The organism is Nonomuraea sp. LPB2021202275-12-8, from assembly GCF_037044575.1.
Classification (GTDB): Bacteria; Actinomycetota; Actinomycetes; order Streptosporangiales; family Streptosporangiaceae; genus Nonomuraea.
This window is the reverse complement of the sequence record NZ_JBAHWD010000003.1, coordinates 242,731-261,875: the sequence shown is the minus strand read 5'-3', so window position 1 is coordinate 261,875 and position 19,145 is coordinate 242,731. Positions and strand designations below refer to the sequence as shown.

The 19,145-nt window shown below is 72.0% G+C and carries 18 protein-coding genes; 10 read left to right on the top strand and 8 right to left on the bottom strand.

From position 1 onward, the window contains the following. Nucleotides 1–83 precede the first annotated feature (83 nt). The 5 genes from V5E28_RS07485 to V5E28_RS07465 all read left to right on the top strand — a co-directional run bounded on the left by V5E28_RS07485 (nucleotide 84) and on the right by V5E28_RS07465 (nucleotide 6,868). A complete protein-coding gene (locus V5E28_RS07485; RefSeq protein ID WP_336205659.1) occupies nucleotides 84–2,099 on the top strand; it encodes a hypothetical protein in 2,016 nt (671 codons plus the stop codon). 10 nt (nucleotides 2,100–2,109) lie between these two features. After that, nucleotides 2,110–2,829, top strand: coding sequence for an amidohydrolase family protein (locus V5E28_RS07480; protein WP_336205658.1), 720 nt, complete (start codon nucleotides 2,110–2,112; stop codon nucleotides 2,827–2,829). Next, nucleotides 2,826–3,551 carry an amidohydrolase family protein gene (locus V5E28_RS07475; protein WP_336205657.1) on the top strand — a complete coding sequence of 242 codons (726 nt, stop codon included), beginning with the start codon at nucleotides 2,826–2,828 and terminating at the stop codon, nucleotides 3,549–3,551. The genes V5E28_RS07480 and V5E28_RS07475 overlap by 4 nt, the downstream gene beginning before the upstream one ends. 32 nt (nucleotides 3,552–3,583) lie before the next feature. Continuing rightward, complete coding sequence (locus tag V5E28_RS07470; RefSeq protein ID WP_336205656.1) at nucleotides 3,584–4,756, top strand: DegT/DnrJ/EryC1/StrS family aminotransferase; 1,173 nt, start codon at nucleotides 3,584–3,586, stop codon at nucleotides 4,754–4,756. Between the two features lie 99 nt (nucleotides 4,757–4,855). After that, on the top strand, nucleotides 4,856–6,868 hold the full coding sequence (locus tag V5E28_RS07465; protein WP_336205655.1) for an outer membrane protein assembly factor BamB family protein: 2,013 nt from the start codon (nucleotides 4,856–4,858) through the stop codon (nucleotides 6,866–6,868). Here V5E28_RS07465 and V5E28_RS07460 read toward each other — a convergent pair. Next, entirely contained in the window at nucleotides 6,850–8,778 is a 1,929-nt protein-coding gene (locus V5E28_RS07460) for a hypothetical protein (protein WP_336205654.1), read from the bottom strand. The genes V5E28_RS07465 and V5E28_RS07460 overlap by 19 nt on opposite strands. A 95-nt stretch (nucleotides 8,779–8,873) precedes the next feature. On the opposite strand from V5E28_RS07460, the gene V5E28_RS07455 reads away from it, so the two are divergent. After that, nucleotides 8,874–9,545 carry a histidine phosphatase family protein gene (locus V5E28_RS07455; protein ID WP_336205653.1) on the top strand — a complete coding sequence of 224 codons (672 nt, stop codon included), beginning with the start codon at nucleotides 8,874–8,876 and terminating at the stop codon, nucleotides 9,543–9,545. Nucleotides 9,546–9,551: 6 nt separating this feature from the next. Here the strand turns inward: V5E28_RS07455 and V5E28_RS07450 are convergent, their stop codons facing one another. After that, nucleotides 9,552–10,082 carry a uridine kinase family protein gene (locus tag V5E28_RS07450; RefSeq protein WP_336205652.1) on the bottom strand — a complete coding sequence of 177 codons (531 nt, stop codon included), beginning with the start codon at nucleotides 10,080–10,082 and terminating at the stop codon, nucleotides 9,552–9,554. A gap of 71 nt (nucleotides 10,083–10,153) precedes the next feature. Between V5E28_RS07450 and V5E28_RS07445 the strand changes: the two genes are divergently transcribed. Continuing rightward, nucleotides 10,154–11,311, top strand: coding sequence for a CaiB/BaiF CoA transferase family protein (locus tag V5E28_RS07445; protein ID WP_336205651.1), 1,158 nt, complete (start codon nucleotides 10,154–10,156; stop codon nucleotides 11,309–11,311). A 70-nt stretch (nucleotides 11,312–11,381) separates the two neighbouring features. Beyond that, nucleotides 11,382–12,872: a carboxyl transferase domain-containing protein gene (locus tag V5E28_RS07440; protein WP_336205650.1), complete on the top strand. Its 1,491-nt coding sequence runs from the start codon at nucleotides 11,382–11,384 to the stop codon at nucleotides 12,870–12,872. Nucleotides 12,873–12,892: 20 nt separating this feature from the next. On the opposite strand, the gene V5E28_RS07435 is transcribed toward V5E28_RS07440, so the two are convergent. The 4 genes from V5E28_RS07435 to V5E28_RS07420 are packed head-to-tail and all read right to left on the bottom strand — an operon-like array spanning nucleotide 12,893 to nucleotide 15,470. Continuing rightward, a complete protein-coding gene (locus V5E28_RS07435) occupies nucleotides 12,893–13,285 on the bottom strand; it encodes a hypothetical protein (RefSeq protein WP_336205649.1) in 393 nt (130 codons plus the stop codon). Further along, on the bottom strand, nucleotides 13,282–13,728 hold the full coding sequence (locus V5E28_RS07430) for a hypothetical protein (RefSeq protein WP_336205648.1): 447 nt from the start codon (nucleotides 13,726–13,728) through the stop codon (nucleotides 13,282–13,284). Before V5E28_RS07430 ends, V5E28_RS07435 begins: the two co-directional genes overlap by 4 nt. A gap of 10 nt (nucleotides 13,729–13,738) precedes the next feature. Beyond that, nucleotides 13,739–14,530 (bottom strand): carbon-nitrogen hydrolase family protein, encoded by a 792-nt coding sequence (locus tag V5E28_RS07425; protein ID WP_336205647.1) that lies wholly within the window; start codon nucleotides 14,528–14,530, stop codon nucleotides 13,739–13,741. Beyond that, complete coding sequence (locus V5E28_RS07420) at nucleotides 14,490–15,470, bottom strand: DUF418 domain-containing protein (RefSeq protein ID WP_336205646.1); 981 nt, start codon at nucleotides 15,468–15,470, stop codon at nucleotides 14,490–14,492. Before V5E28_RS07420 ends, V5E28_RS07425 begins: the two co-directional genes overlap by 41 nt. 51 nt (nucleotides 15,471–15,521) lie before the next feature. Between V5E28_RS07420 and V5E28_RS07415 the strand changes: the two genes are divergently transcribed. Continuing rightward, nucleotides 15,522–16,688, top strand: a complete 1,167-nt coding sequence (locus V5E28_RS07415) for a pyridoxal phosphate-dependent aminotransferase (protein WP_336205645.1) — start codon at nucleotides 15,522–15,524, stop codon at nucleotides 16,686–16,688. On the opposite strand, the gene V5E28_RS07410 is transcribed toward V5E28_RS07415, so the two are convergent. Further along, complete coding sequence (locus V5E28_RS07410; protein WP_336205644.1) at nucleotides 16,685–17,794, bottom strand: ring-opening amidohydrolase; 1,110 nt, start codon at nucleotides 17,792–17,794, stop codon at nucleotides 16,685–16,687. The genes V5E28_RS07415 and V5E28_RS07410 overlap by 4 nt on opposite strands. A gap of 157 nt (nucleotides 17,795–17,951) precedes the next feature. Between V5E28_RS07410 and V5E28_RS07405 the strand changes: the two genes are divergently transcribed. Then, nucleotides 17,952–18,590, top strand: coding sequence for an alpha/beta fold hydrolase (locus V5E28_RS07405; protein WP_336205643.1), 639 nt, complete (start codon nucleotides 17,952–17,954; stop codon nucleotides 18,588–18,590). A gap of 7 nt (nucleotides 18,591–18,597) precedes the next feature. Here V5E28_RS07405 and V5E28_RS07400 read toward each other — a convergent pair whose 3' ends face one another. Then, the gene (locus V5E28_RS07400; protein WP_336205642.1) at nucleotides 18,598–19,137 is read right to left on the bottom strand and encodes a TetR/AcrR family transcriptional regulator; all 540 of its coding nucleotides are present in this window, start codon (nucleotides 19,135–19,137) and stop codon (nucleotides 18,598–18,600) included. Nucleotides 19,138–19,145 lie beyond the last annotated feature (8 nt).

The following is a 19,145-nucleotide window of genomic DNA, read 5'->3' as shown; positions in this document are numbered from 1 at the left end:
GAGTTCCGGTCTGTACCGGAACTCGCCAGGGACGCCGGCCGGTCGGGGCCGCGATCGAGCAGCGAGGAAACGAGAGGTCTCCCATGATCCGAGCTCTTCTGGTCGTGATAGCGGGACTGTTACCCGCGCTCGTCGCGGCCCCTGCCGCCGGGGCCGCGCAGGCGCCCGTGTCCGGTACCGTGCCGGGCCGCTGTCCGGGACCGGCGGTGCGGACGTACGGCCCGGCGTCGGTGACCGGGGCCGTCGTCGGCGCCGCCGTCCACGAAGGGCGGGCGTATGTCGTCACCCGTGGCCCGAAGCCGCCGGTGCTCGCCGAGTTCGACCTGGCCACGCGCAGGGTCGTCAGGAGCGTCACGCTGCCCGACGTCCCGACTGAGGGCGAGTCCGAGGGCGGCTGGGCCGTCGCGGTGGCCGGTGGCAAGGTGTACGTCGGCACCTACCCGGTGCCCGACCTCTACAGCTTCGACATCGCCACCGGCGAGGTGAAGCATCTGCACTCCTTCGGCAAGAACGGCGGCTTCGTCTGGTCCCTCGCGGCGGCCCCCGACGGCACGCTCTACGTGGGCACCTCTCCTGACGGCCGGGTGTGGGAGTACGTGCCGGGCACCGGCGCCGTCCGCAGGTACGACGTGCTCGTCCAGGGCGAGCACTATGTGCGCGCGGTCGCGGCCGACGCCCGGTACGTCTACGCGGGCCTGCTGGAGAAGTACCGGCTCATGCGCGTCGACCGCGTGAGCGGCGCCGTACAGGAGCTCGCCGCCGGCAGCGCCAGCATCGGGGTGGTCGCCGTCAACGGCGACCGCGTGCTGGCCGCCAGCGGCGGTGAGCTGATCGACGTGCGCAAGGACGGCACGGACCTGAGGCGCGTCCGCGTCGACTCCGGCCTCCTGGACGCCCTGACGCCCACGAGCGACGGCACCGTCTACGCCGCCTCCCGCCCCGACGGCACCGTGTACCGCTACCGGACCGGCGACACCAGCCTGACGAAGGTCATCGGCCCGCCCTCGCGCGGCGACGAGACCAGGCTGCTCCACGTGCTGGACGACGGCACCCTGCTCGCCTTCGCGGGCAGCGGCGGCGTCTGGTGGCTGGACCCGGCCGCCGGCACGTCGGAGTTCGTCGACCTGATCGACGCCGGCCTGCCGCAGGGCGCCGAGCGGCCGCAGAGCATGCTGCTCGTCCCCAACCGCGCCGTCTACGTCGGCGGCCACTTCTCGATGGAGATCCGCGACCTGCGCACCGGAGTGAAACGCAGGATCCGGGTGCCGGGTGAGCCCAAGGACATGGTGCGGCGCGGGAACAAGATCTACGCCGCCATGTATCCCACCGGTGGGATCGTCTCCGTCGACCTCCGCACCGACGAGGTGCGCACCCTCGGCTACCTCGGCCAGGACCAGCAGCGGCCGTGGGACATCGAGTACGACCCGCGTACCGACAAGCTCCTGGTCGCCACCGCCCCGCTGTCGGGCAAGCTCAAGGGCGCCCTGTCCGTGGTGGACCCCGACACCGGCGAGATGGACGTGTACCTGGACGTCATCACCGGCCAGAGCCTGATGAGCCTGTCGCTGGACAGCGAGAGCGGCGTCGTCTACCTGGGCGGCGACGTGCTCGGCGGGGGAGGCGTCACGCCCACCAGGACGTCCGCCTCGATCGCCGCCTTCGACCTGAAGACCCGCAAGGTGCTCTGGGAGGTGGACCCGCTGCCGGGTCACCGCACGTTCCAGGACATCAAGGTGCACGACGGCCTGCTGTACGCCTCCTACAAGCGCGAGTCCGGGGCCTGGATGGCCATGGACCTGGCGACGCGGCAGGTCGTCCAGCAGGGCATGCTGTCCGGGTACGGTGAGCTGACCGTGCACCGGGGCAGGGTCTTCACCTCGGTGTTCCGGGGCGGCGGCAACGCCTACGAGCTGGGCGCGGACGTCGAGGGCGGGGCCAGGCCGCTGGCCACCGGCCTGGGCGACGAATGGCACACCAACCCGCAGCTCCACTTCGAGCCCGGCTCCTGGAACGCCTGGGCGCTGGTGGGCCGGGACCTGGCCAGGATCAGGCTGGACCCGGGCTGCCCGCCCTTGACCGCCACCGCCGGAGATGGTTAGGTTTCGGTCTGTGCCGAAACTAGTGGTGGACGCTCACCGGCTGGTCGGTCCCGTGCCGTTCGACGACCTGCCGGTGGACCCCAGGGCCGACATGGACCGGCTGGGCATCGGGCGAGCCTGCGTGACCCACACTCTCAGCCTCTACTCCGACCCGCAGGCGGGCAACGACGCCCTCCTCGCGCTGGACGACCCCCGGCTCGTGCCGGTGCCCGTCGTGGTGCCGGGCGTGCCGGGGGCGTCCGTCCCGTACGCGCCGGGGGAGGTCCTGGACTGGGGGGTGCGACTGATCAGGCTCTGCCCGCAGCGGCACCGCTTCGACCTGACCGGCCCGATCGCCCTGCGCTGGCTGGCCGAGGTGGGCCTCCCGATCGCCGTCGACCTCGACGAGGCCACGCCCGCCCAGCTCCGCACCCTCGCCGAGCGGCTGCCGGAGCAGCGGATCCTGCTGCTCAACACCGGCTACCGCAGGCTGCGCGCGCTGGCCGAGCTGATGGCCGAAGCGCCCAAGGTCATGGCCGAGATCGGCACCGTGAACACCCAGGGCGGCGTCGAATGGCTGGCGGAGCGGTTCGGCGCGGAGCGGCTGGTGTTCGGCACCGGCGCCCCGGTGGGCGACGACTGCGGGCCGCGCTTCCTCCTCGACCACCTCGACCTGACCGCGGCCGAGGTGGACGCGATCGCGGCCGGCTCTCTGGACCGGCTGCTCGACCTTTCGGACAGTTCCCTGTGATTCTCGACGCGCACGGCCATGTCGGCACCTGGCCGGACTTCCTCATCCCCGACCCGACCGCCGAGGGGCTCCTCGCCACCATGGACCGGATCGGCGTCACCGCCATGGGCATCAGCCACCTGCTCGCCGTCGGGCCCGACGCGGTGCGCGGCAACCGGCTCGCCATGGAGATCGCCGAGCGCTTCCCCGGCCGGTTCGGCGTCTGGCAGGTCTACAACCCGCACCACCGCACCCCGCTCACCCGCGACGGCGTGTGGGGCGTCAAACTCCACCCCGACGTGCACGAGTGCCGCCTCGACGACCCGGCCTACGAACCGGTCTGGGAGCTCGGGCTGCCCGTGCTCGCCCACGGCCAGACGGACTCGCCCTGGAGCGACCCCGCCCAGTTCGCCGCCGTCGCGGCCCGCCACCCCGGCGTGCCGCTCCTCCTGGGACACACCGGCCTGTGGCCGAACGGCTTCGCCCGCGCGGTCCGGACCGTCGAGGCTCACCCGAACGTCCACCTGGACGTGTGCGGTTCCAAGATGACCGGCCGCTGGATCGCCCGCCTGGTGGCGCTGGCCGGGGCCGAGCGCGTGGTGTTCGGCTCGGACGCGTGCTTCCTCGACCTGCGAACCGGCTACGGCCGCATCGCCCTGGCCCCGCTCACCGACGCCGACCGCGCCCTCGTCCAGGGCGGCAACCTGGCCCGTCTGCTCAACCTCCCCGCTCCGATCAGCTAGCCCGCCGCCCAGGCGGGCGGAAGGACGTTCCCGTGACACTCGCCCTCCATGGCGGCACCCCGGTCCGTTCCACCCCGTGGCCCACCTGGCCGCCACCTCTCGACGCCGCGCAGCGCGAGCTCGTCACCGGCGTGCTGGAAAGCGGGCTCTGGGGCGCCACCCAGGGGGGCCGCGTGGTCGCGGACCTGACCGCCGCGTTCGCCCGCACGTCCGGTGTGCCGTACGGGATCGCGGTCGGGAACGCGACGCTGGGCCTGTTCGCCGCGCTCAAGGGACTGGGCGTCGGCCGCGGCGACGAGGTGATCATCCCCGCCTACACCTTCGTCGCCTCGGCCACGGCGGTCCTGCTTGCCGGAGCCGTCCCGGTGATCGTGGACGTGGACCCGGGCGATCTGCACCTGTCGCCGCAGGCCGTCGGGCAGGCCGTCACCGGCAGGACGGCCGCCGTCATGCCGGTCCACCTGGCGGGCAGCGCCGCGGACATGGATCCGCTGAACGCCCTGGCCGCCCGGCACGGCCTCGCGGTCGTGGAGGACGCCGCCCAGGCGCACGGCGCCACCTACCAAGGCCGGCCCGTCGGCGGCCTGGGCGACGCGGGCGTCTACAGCTTCCAGGCGAGCAAGGCGATGACCGCCGGGGAGGGCGGCCTGATCGTCTGCCGGGACGAGGCGGCCCACGAGGCGATCTGGTCGGTGTGCAACCTCGGCCGCAGACTCGGCGGCCAGTGGTACGGCCACCCGTCGGTCGGCTGGAACCTGCGCCTCACCGAGATCCAGGCGGCGCTCCTGCTGCCCTGGCTGGACCGGCTGGACGACGAGATCGACCGCAGGAACGCCTTCTGCGACGCCCTGGAGCGCGAGCTCGCCCACCTGCCCGACGCGGGGGCGGTGACGCTGGTGCCACAGCCGCCGGGCACCACCCGCGACTCCCGCCACCTGCTCATGCTGCGCGTCAACGCGCCCGTGGACCGCGACCTCCTGCTCGCCGCGATGGCCGCGGAAGGGGTGCCGATCGACGCCGGCTACCCGCCGCTCGGCACGATGTCCGCGCTCACCGCCGAGGGGGCCCGGGCCGAGCCGTGCCCCGCGTCCGAGGCGGCCGCCAGGAGCGTGGTCTGGGTGCGCCAGTCGATGCTCATGGACGACCCGGCCCGCGCCGCCGACATCGCCGAGGCCCTGGCCAAAGTGCTGGCCTTCCGTCCCTGATCTCAGATCCTCCCTGCTCGTCCACCCGTCTGCAACGATTTCGGCCCTAACCGTAAATGCCCTATTGACGACCGGCGCATTGATTTCTAAGTTTCGGTCATGACCTTAATAAAACGGGCGCTTGTCGCCGGCGTGACCGCCCTCGCGCTGCTCGGACCGGTGGCCCCCGCGCACGCGGCGGGCGGCAAGCTGACCGATCTCGGCGTGCCGCTCCAGGACGTGCTGCTCCTCGGCGGCACCGTCGCCCCCGGCCCGGACGGCGCCCCCGTGCTCTGGGGCGCCTCGTCCGGTGCTCCGGCCCATCTCAACGCGGTCGACCCGGCCACCGGCGCCGAGGTGGCCCGGTTCGACCTGCCCGGCGCCGCCGGCGCGTGGGCGGTGGACGCGACCCCCGACGGCAGCGTCTACGCGGGCACCTACGGCGACGGCCACCTCTACCGGTGGACGCGGGAGTCGGGCGTCGCCGACCTCGGCCGGCCGCTCGCCTCGGAGAACTTCATCTGGACCGTGGCCGCGGGCGAGGGCGCGACCGTCTACGGCGGCACCTCCCCGGGCGGCCGCCTGTTCGGCTACGACCCCGCCACCGGGGTGCGTGACTACGGCAAGCTCTCGGCGACCCACTCCTACGTCCGCAGCATCGCCTACGCCGACGGCAAGATCTACGCGGGCACCGAGAACCCCGCGGCCCTCTTCGAGGTGGACGCCGCCGACGGCACCGTCAAGCAGCTGCCCACTCCGTCCGGCCTGGACGTGAAGGACAAGTGGGCCTACGACGTCAACGTGGCCGAGGGCTTCGTGTTCGTCAGGTTCAGCAGCGCGTTCCCGGGACCGCTGCACGTCTGGGACATCGCCGCCGGCCAGTGGGTGGACGCGCTCGACGCGGCGCACGGACTCGACGTGTCCCCGCCCGACGAGCAGGGCAAGGTCTACTTTGTAAAGGCGGGGGAGCTCGTCAGCTACGATCCGCGTACCCGTGCCGTCACCCCCACCGGCGTGCCCGTCACCGGACGGGTGGCCAACACCCGCGGCATCGGCTGGGCGGAGCTCGGCCTGCCCGACTACCCCGGCAAGAGCCTGGTCGGGCTGCTCTGGCGCGGCCTGATGTTCCGCTACAACCCGCAGACCGGGGCGAAGGCGTTCGTCCAGACCGGGATCAGGGGCGAGCCGATCGACATCACCGCCATCTCCGGCGGCCCCGACGGCCGCGTCTACACCGGGGGCTTCCTCAACGGCGGCTTCGCGGCGCTCGACGCGAAGACCGGGAGCGTCGAGGAGTTCCACACCTTCTCCCAGTCCGAGGCCATGACCACGCATCGCGGCAAGCTCTACGTCGGCGCCTACCCCGAGGCCCGCGTCTATGCCTACGATCCCGAGCTGCCGTGGAACAGCCCTGAATACTCGCCCAGCCCCGAGCCGGGACCCGAGCCCAACCCCGTCAGGCTCTTCGACCTGGCCGCCGACAAGCAGATCAGGCCGCGCGCCCTGGTCTCGGCGGGCCGGTACGTGGCGACCGGCACCATGCCCGACCTCGGGCAGCTCGGCGGCGTCCTGGCCGTCTGGGATCCCGCCACGGGCAAGCTGAAGCACTCCCAGCGGAACGTCGTCCAGGACCAGAGCATCGTGTCGCTCGCCTACCGCGACGGTGTCCTCTACGGCGGCACGTCCATCTACAGCGGCCAGTCGGCCACCCCGCCGACGCAGCCGGAGGCCAAGCTGTTCGCCTGGTCGGTCAAGGACAACCGGTTGCTGTGGGAGTTCGTCCCCGCCCCGGGCAAGCCCGCCATCCCCGCGCTGACCTTCGACGACCGCGGGCGCCTGTGGGGTGTCGCGGGCGGCGAGGTGTTCGGCGTGAACGTCGCGGCCCGCAAGGTGGTCTCCCGCGTCACGTTGTCCGCGAACGCCGGCGCGAGCGGCCAGCTCGCCTTCAACCCCAAGGACAGGCTCCTGTACGGCGCGCACGCCGGCAAGGAGGTGTTCACGATCAGCCCGAGAACGGAAGCCGCGGTCGTGGTGAAGCAGGGACCCGTGCACCACCTCGCGGTGCACGGGTCCGGTGACGTCTACTTCGCGGAAGGCCCGAAGCTGTTCAGGTATCAGCCGCAGAGGCGGTAGGTGTAGAAGTTCTCGAAGCGTGACAGGTACATGTGCTCGTCAGGGCCTTCGAGCAGGATCGAGATCGGGCGGGCGATGAGCGTGAGCTTCATCGTCGCCCGGTCGATCCTGTACGCCTTGCCCTGCACCTTGCCGTAGAGCTGGCCGTCGCGGCCGAGCTCGATGTTGGTGTCGAGCCAGACCTGGGTCGCCGTGGACCACGGGTAGGTCTGGTGCTTGACCTGGCGCAGGGTCTGGCCGGTGGCGGGGTCCAGCTCGTACAGGGTGTCGGGGCTCAGGCCCCACAGCTTGCCGTCGCCGTCGAAGGTGATCGAGCCGAGCGCCAGGTCGCCGGCGACGGGGGTGGTCTGCCACTTGAGGGTGCCGGTGGCGATGTCGTACGCGAAGGCCTGCGCCTCGCCCTGCGGGGTGCTGGTGCCGCCGAACGCCGAGGTCGTGCCGTAGAGGACCCCGTCCTTGTAGGCCAGGCCGATGATGCTCTGGCCGGGGATCAGGTCGCGCTTGATCACCGCTTCGCCGGTGGCGGGGTCGTACAGGCCGAGGGCGCCGCCGAGGACGCCGGACTTGGGCACGGTGCCGAACGCCAGCAGGTCGCCTGCCGACACCATCGCGAACGGCCGGTCCTGCTCCTGGTCGGTGAGGTTGAGCAGCTCCTTGGGGGCGGTGCCGTCGAACTCGTAGATGCGGGCGCCCGGGTAGACGCCGAGGTAGAGCTTGCCCTTGTGGGTGACGATGCCTTCGCTCTGGCCGACGTTCGGCCAGAACTGGGACTCGCCGGTGCCGGGATCGTAGGCGGCCAGGCCGCCGGTGAAGAAGCCGCCGGCGTAGATGCGGCCGTCTGGGCCGACACCCATGGATCGGATGCTGACGGGCTGGCCGGTCACCGTGGATTCGAAGAGGGTGCCCTTGGCGGTCTTGCGGTCGTAGTGCCAGATGCGGCCGGTGGAGGAGGTGCCGACGAGTTTGGTGCCGATCCAGCCGAGCGGCCTGGCGGCGCCGCCTCCGAGGTCGCTGAACCCCAGTTTCGTGGTCTTGCCGGTGTTGAGGTCATGTTCTGCGAGCTCGTCCCCCTGGACCAGGTAGACCGCGTGCCCGTGCCGGCCCCCGCCCACGGTGAGGCTGTCGACGTCGTCGACCACGCCCTTCCATGACTTCTTCGCCAGGTCGTACACGCCCATCGGGTTGGTCCCGGTCGAGGTGGTGAAGCGCACCAGCAGGTGCCGGCCGACGACGTCGAGATCGTAGGCGTACCCGTTTCCGCTCACCGGCGGGTCGATCACCTTGATGAGGGTGCCGTCCGGCTTCAGCACGGCGACCTTCATGCCCTGCGCGCCGAGGCCCGCGTAGACGGTCCCGTCGGGGCCGACGGCCAGGTCGCGAAGGTACTGCTCGCCCGGCACCGGGCTGCCCAGGTCGTCGATCCGCCCGCTGGCGGTGTCGTAGCGGAACAGCCGCCCGTTGGGGGAGGTGCCCCCGTAGACGGCGGAGCCGTCGGGGCTGGCGGCCACCGTCCACACGAACGTCTCGCCGGGCACCGCGATGCCCAGCTCGCTCACCTGGCCGCTCGCCGGGTCGTAGCGGAACAGCCTGCCCATGGCTCCGGCCGTGGCGTTGTAGCTGCCGACGTAGACGGAGTGGTCCGGGGCCACGGTCACGGCCCAGGAGCCGAGCGCGAGCGGCAGCGGCTTCTCGGCGATCAGGGTGGCGTCGGAGGCGTTCCTGATGGCGAGCATGGCGGGACCGGACGCGCTGGAGGTGACCGAGTACACGCGGTCGCCGTCGAGTGCGGTGCCCGCCGTGGTGGCGCCGGTGAGCGGCAGCGTGCCGAGATTCTGGAACCCGCATCCGGTCGGCGGGGCTGCCTTGGATTCGGCCTGGGCCTGTGTAGCGATGGCTAAGGCAGCGAGCATGGCCGCCAAGAGAATACGCACAAGCGCCTCCTGTGGATTTGCTATAACGGCCTTGACCGTAATATCGAAAGCCGTGCCGTGACAAGATGTGCCCCATGGGCCCGGTGCGGATCGTCGCCGTGCGACACGGCGAGAGTGAGGCGAACCTCGCCTACCGGCAGGCGGGCACCGACCCGCTGGTCTACGAGCGCGGCGACGACGAGGTGACGCTGACCGAGCTCGGCCGCGAGCAGGCGGCGGCGTTCGGCGGGCTCCTGGCGGCGCTCCCGGCCGACGAGGCGCCCGAGCTCGTCTGGTGCTCCCCCTACCTGCGCGCCCTCGACACCTGGGCGATCGCCCAGCGGTCCTGGGGCGCCGATCCGCTCCCGGTCACGGTGGACGAGCGCCTGCGGGACCGGGGGTGGGGGCTGCTGAGCGCCTACAACGAGGCCGCCATCGCGCAGCGCTTCCCCCACGAGCTGGAGCGCTGGCGGGCGGAGGGCGAATACCGCTACCGGCCGCCGCGGGGCGAGTCCTTCGGCGACGTGGCGGTCCGCCTGCGCGACCTGCTCACCGACCTGCGCGAGCGGGCGGACGGCCGCCGCGTGCTGATCGTCGCCCACGACGCGGTGGTGCTGGTCCTGCGGCACGTGATCGCCGACACGCCGGACGCCGACCTGGCGGCTCTGGAGGAGTTCGCGCCGATCCTGAACGCCTCGGTCTCCACCTGGCACACCGTGGCGGGCCGGCTGCGGCTCCTGCACTTCAACGCCATCCACCACCTCTGAGACGCCTCAGGTGGTGATGACCTCGTCCGCTCTGGCGCGGGTGCCGTCGGCGTCGAACCAGGCCCGCTCGGCGTCGAACCAGGCGCGCCACCGCGGCTCCAGCTCGGCGCCGTCACGGGCGAGCACGCGCCGCAGGCGGAGGTCCTCGGGGGCCTCGACCCAGATGGTGTACGCCAGCAGGGGCGCCGCCGACGCGCGGGCCGTGCCGACGCCTTCGACGATGAGCGCCGGGGCGAGAGGGACCACGACTCGTTCGGCGTACGCGGCGCGTACCCAGTCGTAGCGGCGGAAGGCGCCGGGGCGGCCCTGCCCCAGGGGCTGCAGGACCTGCCGGTCGAGGGCGGCGAACCAGGTGGCGGGGCCTTCGTCCCAGGGTACGGGGAAGTCGTCGCTGTGGATCACCTGGCAGTCCAGGGCGGCCGCGAGCCGGCCCGCGAGGGTCGTCTTGCCGGAGCCCGCGGGGCCGTCGACGGCCACCAGGCGCACCGGGCCACAGGAGGGCGGGAGCGCCCGGATGCGACGGGCCAGGGAAATCACCGGCCCAGGGTAGGGGACTGGGATGGGGTGGCTGAAAGAATGGCGGTTCGGAACCAGGCTGGAGGTCGATCTTGCGCGGACCGCTGGGTGACATCGTGGTGCTCGACCTGTCCAGGGCCCTCGCGGGCCCGCACGCCGCGCAGATGCTCGGGGATCTGGGCGCGCGGGTCATCAAGGTGGAGCATCCGGACGGGGGAGACGAGTCACGGGGGTGGGGGCCGCCGTTCGTAGGCCCAGATCACGAAATATCGACTTATTTCCTGGCGGCCAATCGCAACAAGCAGTCCATCGCCGTCGACCTGAAGTCCGCCGAGGGCAAGCAGCTCATCGAGCGGCTGGTGCGGCAGAGCGACGTGCTGGTCGAGAACTTCCGCACGGGCGTGCTCGACCGGCTCGGCTTTCCGGTCGAGCGGCTGCACGAGCTGAACCCCCGGCTGGTCATCCTGTCGATCACCGGGTTCGGCCACGACGGGCCCGAGGGCGGCCGGCCCGGGTATGACCAGATCGCCCAGGGCGAGGCGGGGCTGATGTCGCTGACCGGGCCGTCCCGCGACGAGCCCTACCGGGTGGGCGCCTCGGTGGCCGACCTGCTCGCGGGCATCCACGGCGCGTACGGCGTGGCCGCGGCCCTGTACGAGCGCGAGCACACGGGCAGGGGGCGGGTGGTGCGGACGTCCCTGCTGGCGGCGGTCACCGGCGTGCACTCCTACCACGGCACCGCCTGGACGGTGGGCGGGCAGGTGCCGGGCGCCGGCGGCAACCACCACGCCTCGATCGCCCCCTACGGCGCCTTCCGGTGCGCGGACGGCATGCTGCAGATCGCGGCCGCGAACGAGGGCCAGTGGAAGAAGGTCGCCACGCTACTCGACATTGACCCACATATAGCGAAATATGCGATCAACAGGGAGAGATTCGCGCACCGGGATGAGCTGATCGCCGACATGGAGAAGGCCTTGGCCGCCCACGACCGGGCTCACTGGCTGGCCAGGCTGGCGGAGGCAGGGGTGCCGGCGGGCGCCATCCGCTCGCTCGACGAGGTCTACGCCTGGGAGCAGACCCGCTCGCAGGGGCTGCTGGTCGAGGTGGACCATCCGGTGCTCGGCAGGATCGAGCTGCCCGGGCCGCCGCTGCGCTTCGACGGCCTCACCGGCGTCGAGCACACCGCGCCGCCCACGCTCGACCAGGACGGCGAGGCCGTGCTCGGCTGGCTCGAAGAGCGAGAGCGGTGATCGGGATTCCGTGGCACCGGCGGGGCGGCTCGTGCGTCAACATTGCATCACCGGTGGACGAGAGGGAGCGATGGTGAGCCGTCCGGACGCGCGCACGCTGATCGAGACGGTCCTCGACGGAGGCTCGTGGAAATCATGGGACGCGCCGCCCGCCGACCCGGCCGAGCCGGGCTCCTCCTATGCCGAGGAGCTGGCCGCGGCCCGGGTCAAGTCCGGCTACGACGAGGCCGTGATCACCGGTGAGGGCCTGCTCGGCGGGCGCAAGGTGGCCGTGGTGGCGTCCGAGTTCTCCTTCATGGCCGGGTCGATCGGGCTGGCGGCGGCGGAGCGGATCGTCTCCGCGATCGAGCGGGCCACCCGCGAGCGGCTGCCGCTGCTGGCCGCGCCCGCCTCGGGCGGCACCAGGATGCAGGAGGGCGCGCTCGCCTTCGTGCAGATGATCAAAATCACGGTGGCCGTGCAGGCGCACCGGGCCGCCGGCCTGCCGTACGTGGTCTACCTGCGGCATCCGACCACCGGCGGGGTGTTCGCGTCGTGGGGGTCGCTCGGCCACGTGACGGCGGCCGAGCCCGGAGCGCTCATCGGGTTCCTGGGGCCGAGGGTGTTCGAGTCGCTGCACGGCTACCCGTTCCCGGAGCACGTGCAGGTGGCGGAGAACCTGTTCGAGCATGGGCTGATCGACGCGGTGGTGGCGGCGGACGACGCGCGCGAGGTCGCGATCGGCGCCCTGTCCGTGCTGGCCGCGGGCGGCGACCGGGTCGAGGCCGGCCAGGCGCCCGAGGAGGATCTGCGGCCGGTCGAGGCGTGGGAGGCGATCACCCGCTCGCGCCGCGACGACCGGCCGGGCGTGCGGACCCTGCTCAAGCTGGCCGCCACCGACGTGACGCCGCTCAGCGGCAGCGGCGCGGGCGAGAACGAGCCCGGCCTGCTGCTGGCGCTGGCCAGGTTCGGCACGGCGCCCGCCGTGGTGCTCGGCCAGGACCGGCGCAGACAGCGGGCCAACTCGCCGCTGGGCCCCGCCGGACTGCGGGTGGCGAGGCGCGGCATGCGGCTCGCCGCCGACCTGGGGCTGCCTCTGGTCACGATGATCGACACGGCGGGCGCGGCGCTGTCGAAGTCCGCCGAGGAGGGCGGGCTGTCCGGGGAGATCGCCCGCTGCCTGGCCGAGCTGGTCACGCTCGACGCGCCGACGGTCTGCCTGCTGCTCGGCGAGGGCGCCGGTGGGGCAGCGCTGGCCCTGCTGCCCGCCGACCGGGTGCTGAGCGCGCAGCACGCGTGGCTCTCGCCGCTGCCGCCCGAGGGCGCTTCGGCGATCCTCTACCGCAGCGTGGACTTCGCCCCCGAGATCGCCCAGGCGCAGCGCATCCGCGCCACCGACCTGCGCCGCGACGGCATCGTCGACCGGGTCATCCCGGAGCTGCCCGACGCCGCCTACGAGCAGCGGGCGTTCTGCGAGCGCGTGGGGCGGGCACTGGAGTACGAGATCGCCGGCCTGGGGACGCACAGCCCGGCGGATCGCCTGGCGGCCCGCCTGGCCCGCTACCGCCACCTGGGCGGCTAGGCCGGGCGGGCGCCGGTGGGTCAGGGGACGGGGATCCGCTCGACCCGGATCGAGAAGACCTCCTCGCGCGGCACCACGACCTCGTAGGCGCCGTGGTCGACCATCCAGTAGCCGAGTGCCTCCGCCTTCATCCCGCTGTGGCCGGTGTAGGCGATGTGCAGGCCGTCCTCGTCCTCGTCGAGCACGATGCAGGGCTCGCCGCCGAACGCGCCGACCGTGCGGATCAGCACGAGCCACTCCAGCTCCGGCCGGGCGGCCGTGCGCCGCCAGTAGCCGGACGCGGCCTCGAAGCCCTCCAGCTCCTCCTCGCTGAAGAGCACCACCTGGTCGTCGGGGCCGAGCGCGGCGGGCAGCGTGCGCTCGCCGAAGCGGGCGACGAAGCCCGAGGCGATCGGTGTGATCTCGTCGTTCATGCCGCGGGCCGCCAGGTCAGCCCGTCGTAGTCGGCGAACGGCCGCTCGCCCTCGCCCGTGATGTGCACGATCTGCGCCCCCGCCGGGATCGGCATCGGGATGGTGTGGAACTGCGGCACCACGTGCTCGCGCGAGGTGGTGAACCCGTTGCCGGCGAACGGCGGAGTGTCGCTCCAGTCGCCCCCCATGTGCGGGCCGTACGGCACGGCGTAGGTGTCGACGTCGCGGGCGTGCCAGCGCATGACGTAGAGCTCGGGCACCTCGCCGGTCAGCTCCGAGCCTTCGAACGATAAGTCCAGCCCGAGGTAGAGCTGTTCCGGCGTGGTCAGCCTGGCGCAGTCCTGCATTCGGTAGACGTATCCGGATATGACGGTGCGCTTGCCCGACAGGTACGGCACCAGCAGACGCGGCGGGACCACCTTCTGCATCTGCGTTCCGCTCATGATTCCCACTTTACGATCGGTTGACGCCGAGAACCCGATGTTCGAGGCAGGGCAGGGTCGCCCTGGCCGAGACGGTCGCCTCCGGCTCGAGCCGCACGACCTGCACGCCGGGTGAGGTGCCGAGGTCGGCTCTGACCACCCCCAGCGGATCGACCAGCATGCTGCGGCCCACCCCGAACCCGTCCGTGGACTCGGCCGGATTGGGGGCCTGGCCGACGGCCGCGGTCCACATCGTGTTCTCCAGCGCTCTGGCTCGCACCAGCGTGACCCAGTGGTCCTCCTTGAGCGGGCCGGAGCCCCAGGCGGCGATGACGGCGAACAGCTCGGCGCCCCGGTCGACCAGTGCCCTGGTCAGCTCCGGGAAGCGGATGTCGTAGCAGGTGACCAGCCCGACCCTGAGCCCGGCGAGCTCCACCACCGTGGGCTCAGCGCCGGGGGCGACCAGCTCGGACTCCTTGGCGCCGAAGGAGTCGAACAGATGGATCTTACGGTATGCCGCCTTGATGTCGCCGCCGGCGTCGATGGCGACGGCGGTGTTGTGCACCCGGTCCTCGCCCGGCTCGAACACTCCGGCGATCACCGCGAGGCCGTGCCGCCTGGCCGCCTCGGCCAGGCCGGAGACGAACGGCCCGTCGAGCGGCTCGGCCAGCTCGGTGATGCGCCTGCCGTAGCGGGTGAGCGTCGCCTCGGGGAAGATCGCGAGGTCGGCGCCTTCGGCTCTGGCCAGGGCTTCGCGGACCCTTGTCAGGTTGACCGCTGGGTCAGGTGACACCGGGATCTGGCAGAGGGCGATTCTCGTCACGGCCCGACTCTAACCGGTTCGGCACGTACCGAAACCAGGTCAGGCAGCGCCAGACCCACTCGAGCGGGCCATAGCGGTAGCGCCCCAGCCACCACCTGCTGAAGAGCACCTGCGCGGCCACGGTGAGGGCCGCCACGGTGAGCACCGACCAGCGGGTGCGGTCGGCGTCGATCAGCGGGTCGGCCAGGACGATGACCACCGTGCCGGACACGTAGTTGGTCAGCGCCATCTTGCCCAGCGGCTCCAGCACGGCCGACAGCCACGGGCGCAGCACCAGCAGCAGGCCGGTGGAGTAGGCGGCGGCCGAGACCACCGCGCTCGCCAGGTAGACCGTCCAGTCGCCGGTGGAGGTCCAGACGGCGAACAGCAGCGCGGCGGCCGGCGCGCTCACCGTGAACGCGGGCGCCAGCAGCCGCCTGGGCGGCCGCAGCCGCATGAGCCCCATGCCGATCAGGAAGGCGGCGGGGATGAGCAGGGGGCCGGTGGGGACGATCGAGAGCGCGCCCTCGAAGCGCAGGAACCCGCCGTCATGCGCGATGCTCCAGCCGAGCAGCGCCAGGCCGAGGACGAGCACCGGGACGCCGCCGGGCAGGAACGAGGCGGGCACGAGCACCAGCGCGCCGAAGAAGGCGTAGTCGGTCAGCACCTCGCCCGTGTACCAGGTGTGCTGGATCAGCCCGAACAGCAGCAGCCAGAACAGCCGCCGCAGCAGCACCCGCCGGTCCGCCCGCTCCAGGAACAGCACGAAGCTGATGCCGAACAGCAGCGAGAAGATCGGGTAGAAGCGGCTCTGGAAGAGGTTGTCGATCACCCAGTCGATGCCGGTGGCCGGCTCGTGGACGGCGTGCTGCCAGGTGTTGACCAGCATGATCCCGCCCACCGCGAAGCCGCGGAGAGCGTCGAGCTCACGAATGCGCGTCCCAGTGCCCAGGGCAACCACCTTACGACCGCGGCCCGAAGATCACGGGCCAGGACTACTAGTGTGGGGCTCGTGACGGAACCACTTGTCTCCCGGATGCGCTCCTTCGGCACGACGATCTTCGCGGAAATGAGCGCCCTTGCCACCCGGACCGGAGCGATCAATCTGGGCCAGGGTTTCCCTGACACCGACGGACCGGCCGCGATGCTGGACCGGGCCGTGCACGCGATCAGGTCGGGCGCCAACCAGTACCCTCCGGGGCCCGGTGTCATGGAGTTGCGGCAGGCGGTGTCGGAGCACCGGGCCGAGCGCTACGGGCTCGACTACGACCCGGCGGGCGAGATCCTGGTCACGGTGGGCGCCACCGAGGCGATCGCCGCCTCCGTGCTCGCTCTGTGCGAGCCGGGCGACGAGGTGGTCGCCTTCGAGCCCTACTACGACTCCTACGCCGCCTCGATCGCGCTGGCGCAGGCCCGCCTCGTCGGTGTGACGCTGCGCCCGGTCGCCGGCCGCTTCACCTTCGACCCGGACGAGCTGCGTGCCGCGATCACCCCCCGGACGCGGGTGATCCTGGTCAACTCCCCGCACAACCCCACCGGCACGGTCTTCACCCGCGACGAGCTGACGCTCATCGCCGAGCTCTGCCAGGAGCACGGGCTGATCGCGATCACGGACGAGGTGTACGAGCACCTCACCTTCGGCGGCGTCGAGCACATCCCGCTGGCCACGCTGCCGGGCATGCGCGAGCGCACGGTGATGATCTCCTCGGCGGGCAAGACGTTCTCGGTCACCGGCTGGAAGACGGGCTGGGTGTGCGCTCCCGCTCCGCTGGTCACGGCCGTGCAGTCGGTCAAGCAGTTCCTCACCTTCACCGCGGGCGCGCCCTGGCAGGTCGCGGTCGCCTACGGCCTGCGGCACGAGAAGGAGTGGGTCGCCGCGCTGCGCGCCTCGCTGCAGGACAAGCGCGACCGGTTGATGGAGGGGCTGACGGCGGCGGGCTTCGAGGTGTTCGAACCCGCCGGCACCTACTTCGTGCAGACCGACATCCGCCCGCTCGGCTTCACCGACGGGCTGGAGTTCGCCCACCGGCTGCCTGAGCTCGCGGGTGTGGTCGCCATCCCCACGCAGGTCTTCTACGAGCGTCCCGAGCGCGGCGGCCACTTCGTCAGGTTCGCCTTCTGCAAGAAGGACGAGGTGATCGAGGAGGCGGTGACCCGCCTCAAGCGCCTGTCGGTCTAGCCGTCGTCCTCCGACAGGTCGGCGATCGCCGCCACCGGGCCGCCGCCCGAGGGGCCCTGGTGGACGGCGGCCACGGAGACGAACACCGCCGGGTCGCCGGTGACGGCCGCCGCGACGCCGCCCACGGTGGCCTTGATCTGGCGGTGCCAGTGCACGTCGGAGTCGTCGAGCATGATGTTGCGCCGGCCTCTGACCCGGCCCGACGGGTCCGCCTCGCACTTCATGAAGACGTTCACCAGGCGGCCGCCCAGGTCGGAGTGGTGCGGGCGGTCCGGCAGCGGCAGGCCCGCGTCGCGGATCGCCTCCCAGATGCCGTCGGCGTCCAGGGCGTCGCGCATGACGCCGTGGCCGATGCGGTAGCGGCCGCCGATGCCGCGCACGTTGCCCACCAGGACGATCTGCGCCCGGTCCAGCTCGACCCCCGAGGAGCAGGACGCCACCGACGAGTACAGCGTCAGGTCCTTGTGGATCTGGTCCGCGCCCGGCATGTCGATCTCGCCGAGTGCCACCGCGACGCCGAGGGCGGTGGTCGAGTTCGACAGGTCCATCGAGGGGCCGGTCTCCTCGATGGCGGTGTCCTGACCGCGGCTCTTGGCGTCGGTGATGGTGGACAGCGTGAGCAGGGGCGTCTTGGTCTGGACGTAGTGGACGTCGCGCGGGTCGTCGATGCCGGCGATCTTCATGGCCTCGCGCACCCCGGCGGCGACCTTCTCCACCATGGCGGGCCGTCCGATGTCCTCGGGCAGGATCACCTCGCTCATCGCGACCCCGACCGACACGCGCGGCTCGTCCGACGCGACCGCCTGCGCGGGGTCCAGCGTGGCGAAGACGGTGGCGTGCGGGCTCAGCACGCCGTCGGTGCCGCCCGACCACACCAGGGGCACGGTCTCGGGCGCGGGATGCCCCTTGGCCGCCAGCACGTCGCGGAAGGCGCGGTCGGCCAGGATGCGGGTGTAGTCGTTCACGCCGCCGTTGCCCTCGGTCTTGCCGACGACGGCGAGCACCCGATGGGCCTCGATCACCCCGTCGTCGATGAGCCGCTCCAGCCCGGAGGCGTCCGTGACGCTCTCGATCGGCACCTTGCGCACTTCAATCGGATCCGGCATCGCTCGCCCCTTCACACCTGCTGGCTGGCCTTGATCGGCATACCCGGCTTCACGCTACTGACGCTCCGAACGAGCTTTCACCGGCAATGTGTGCCAACGTGGGCGGTCACGGCAGTAGGGTCACGGTGTGATTCGCAAAGCAGTCGTTAATGGGATCATGCTCACCTTTCGTGAGGAAGGGGATCCTGCCGCGCCGGCGCTGGTGCTGCTGCACGGCCGGACCGCCGATCACAACGACTGGAACGGCTTCACCCAGCACTTCGCCGCCCGCCATCACGTGATCGCGCCCGACCTGCGCGGCCACGGCGCCAGCGGCTATCCGGGCGAGTATCCGATCCCGGCCATGGCCGACGACATCGCCGCCCTCCTCGTCCAGCTCGACATCGAGCGGGCCACGCTGGTGGGTCACTCGCTGGGCGGCATGGTCGCCTACCACCTGGCCATGAGGCACCCCGAGCTCGTCGAGCGGCTGGTGCTGGAGGACGCCGTCACGCCGGACCCCATGCCGGACCGCGCGCCCGTCGTGGAGGACGGCTCCACCGGCTTCGACTGGCGGATGGTGCACGACACCGAGCGGCAGTTCCTGCACCCCGACCCGGCCTGGTCGGCGGGCCTGGCCGGCATCTCGGCGCCGACCCTGGTGCTGTCGGGCGGGAGCGCGAGCCCGTTCCGCGCCGAGCTCCTTGCCGAGCGCATCCCGGGGGCCAAGCTGGTCACCATCGAGGTCGGGCACCTGATCCACCTCACCGACAGGAAGGCGTTCCTGCAGGCGGTGGACGGCTTTCTGGGCGACTAGCCCGCGACTAGCCCAGGCAGGCGCGGAACACCGCGGTCAGCCGCTCCACCACGTGCTCGCGGGTGGCCGGGGTGACAGGCCCGAAGATCTGGCGGAACTGGCCGACTCCGATGACGATCGACGTGGCGATCGCGGCGCGCAGCTCGGCGTCCGCGCCGCCGAGGCGGGCGGTCAGCGGCTCCAGCATCGCGGTCCTGATCCGGTCCTGCGTCAGGGCGCGGATCTCGGGGCTGGCCGCCGAACGCGCCAGGGTCGCCAGGACCGGGCTGTCGGACTCGGCGCCGAGCCGGTCGGCGACGTACTCCGCCAGCCGCACGGCCAGCTCCTCGCCCTCGTCCAGCACGCCGGGGAAGCGCCCCTGCAGCGCCAGCACCTCGGCGAACAGCTCCCGTTTCGAGCCGAAGTAGCGGTTGATCAACGCGACGTTGGCGCTCGCCTCCGCGGCGATCATCCGCATCGTCACCTCGTCGTAGCCGTGGGTGGCGAACAGATGGCGAGCCGCGTCGAGAATGCGCCGCCGCGTGCCCTCACGGCTCCTTGGTTCCACGGACAAGA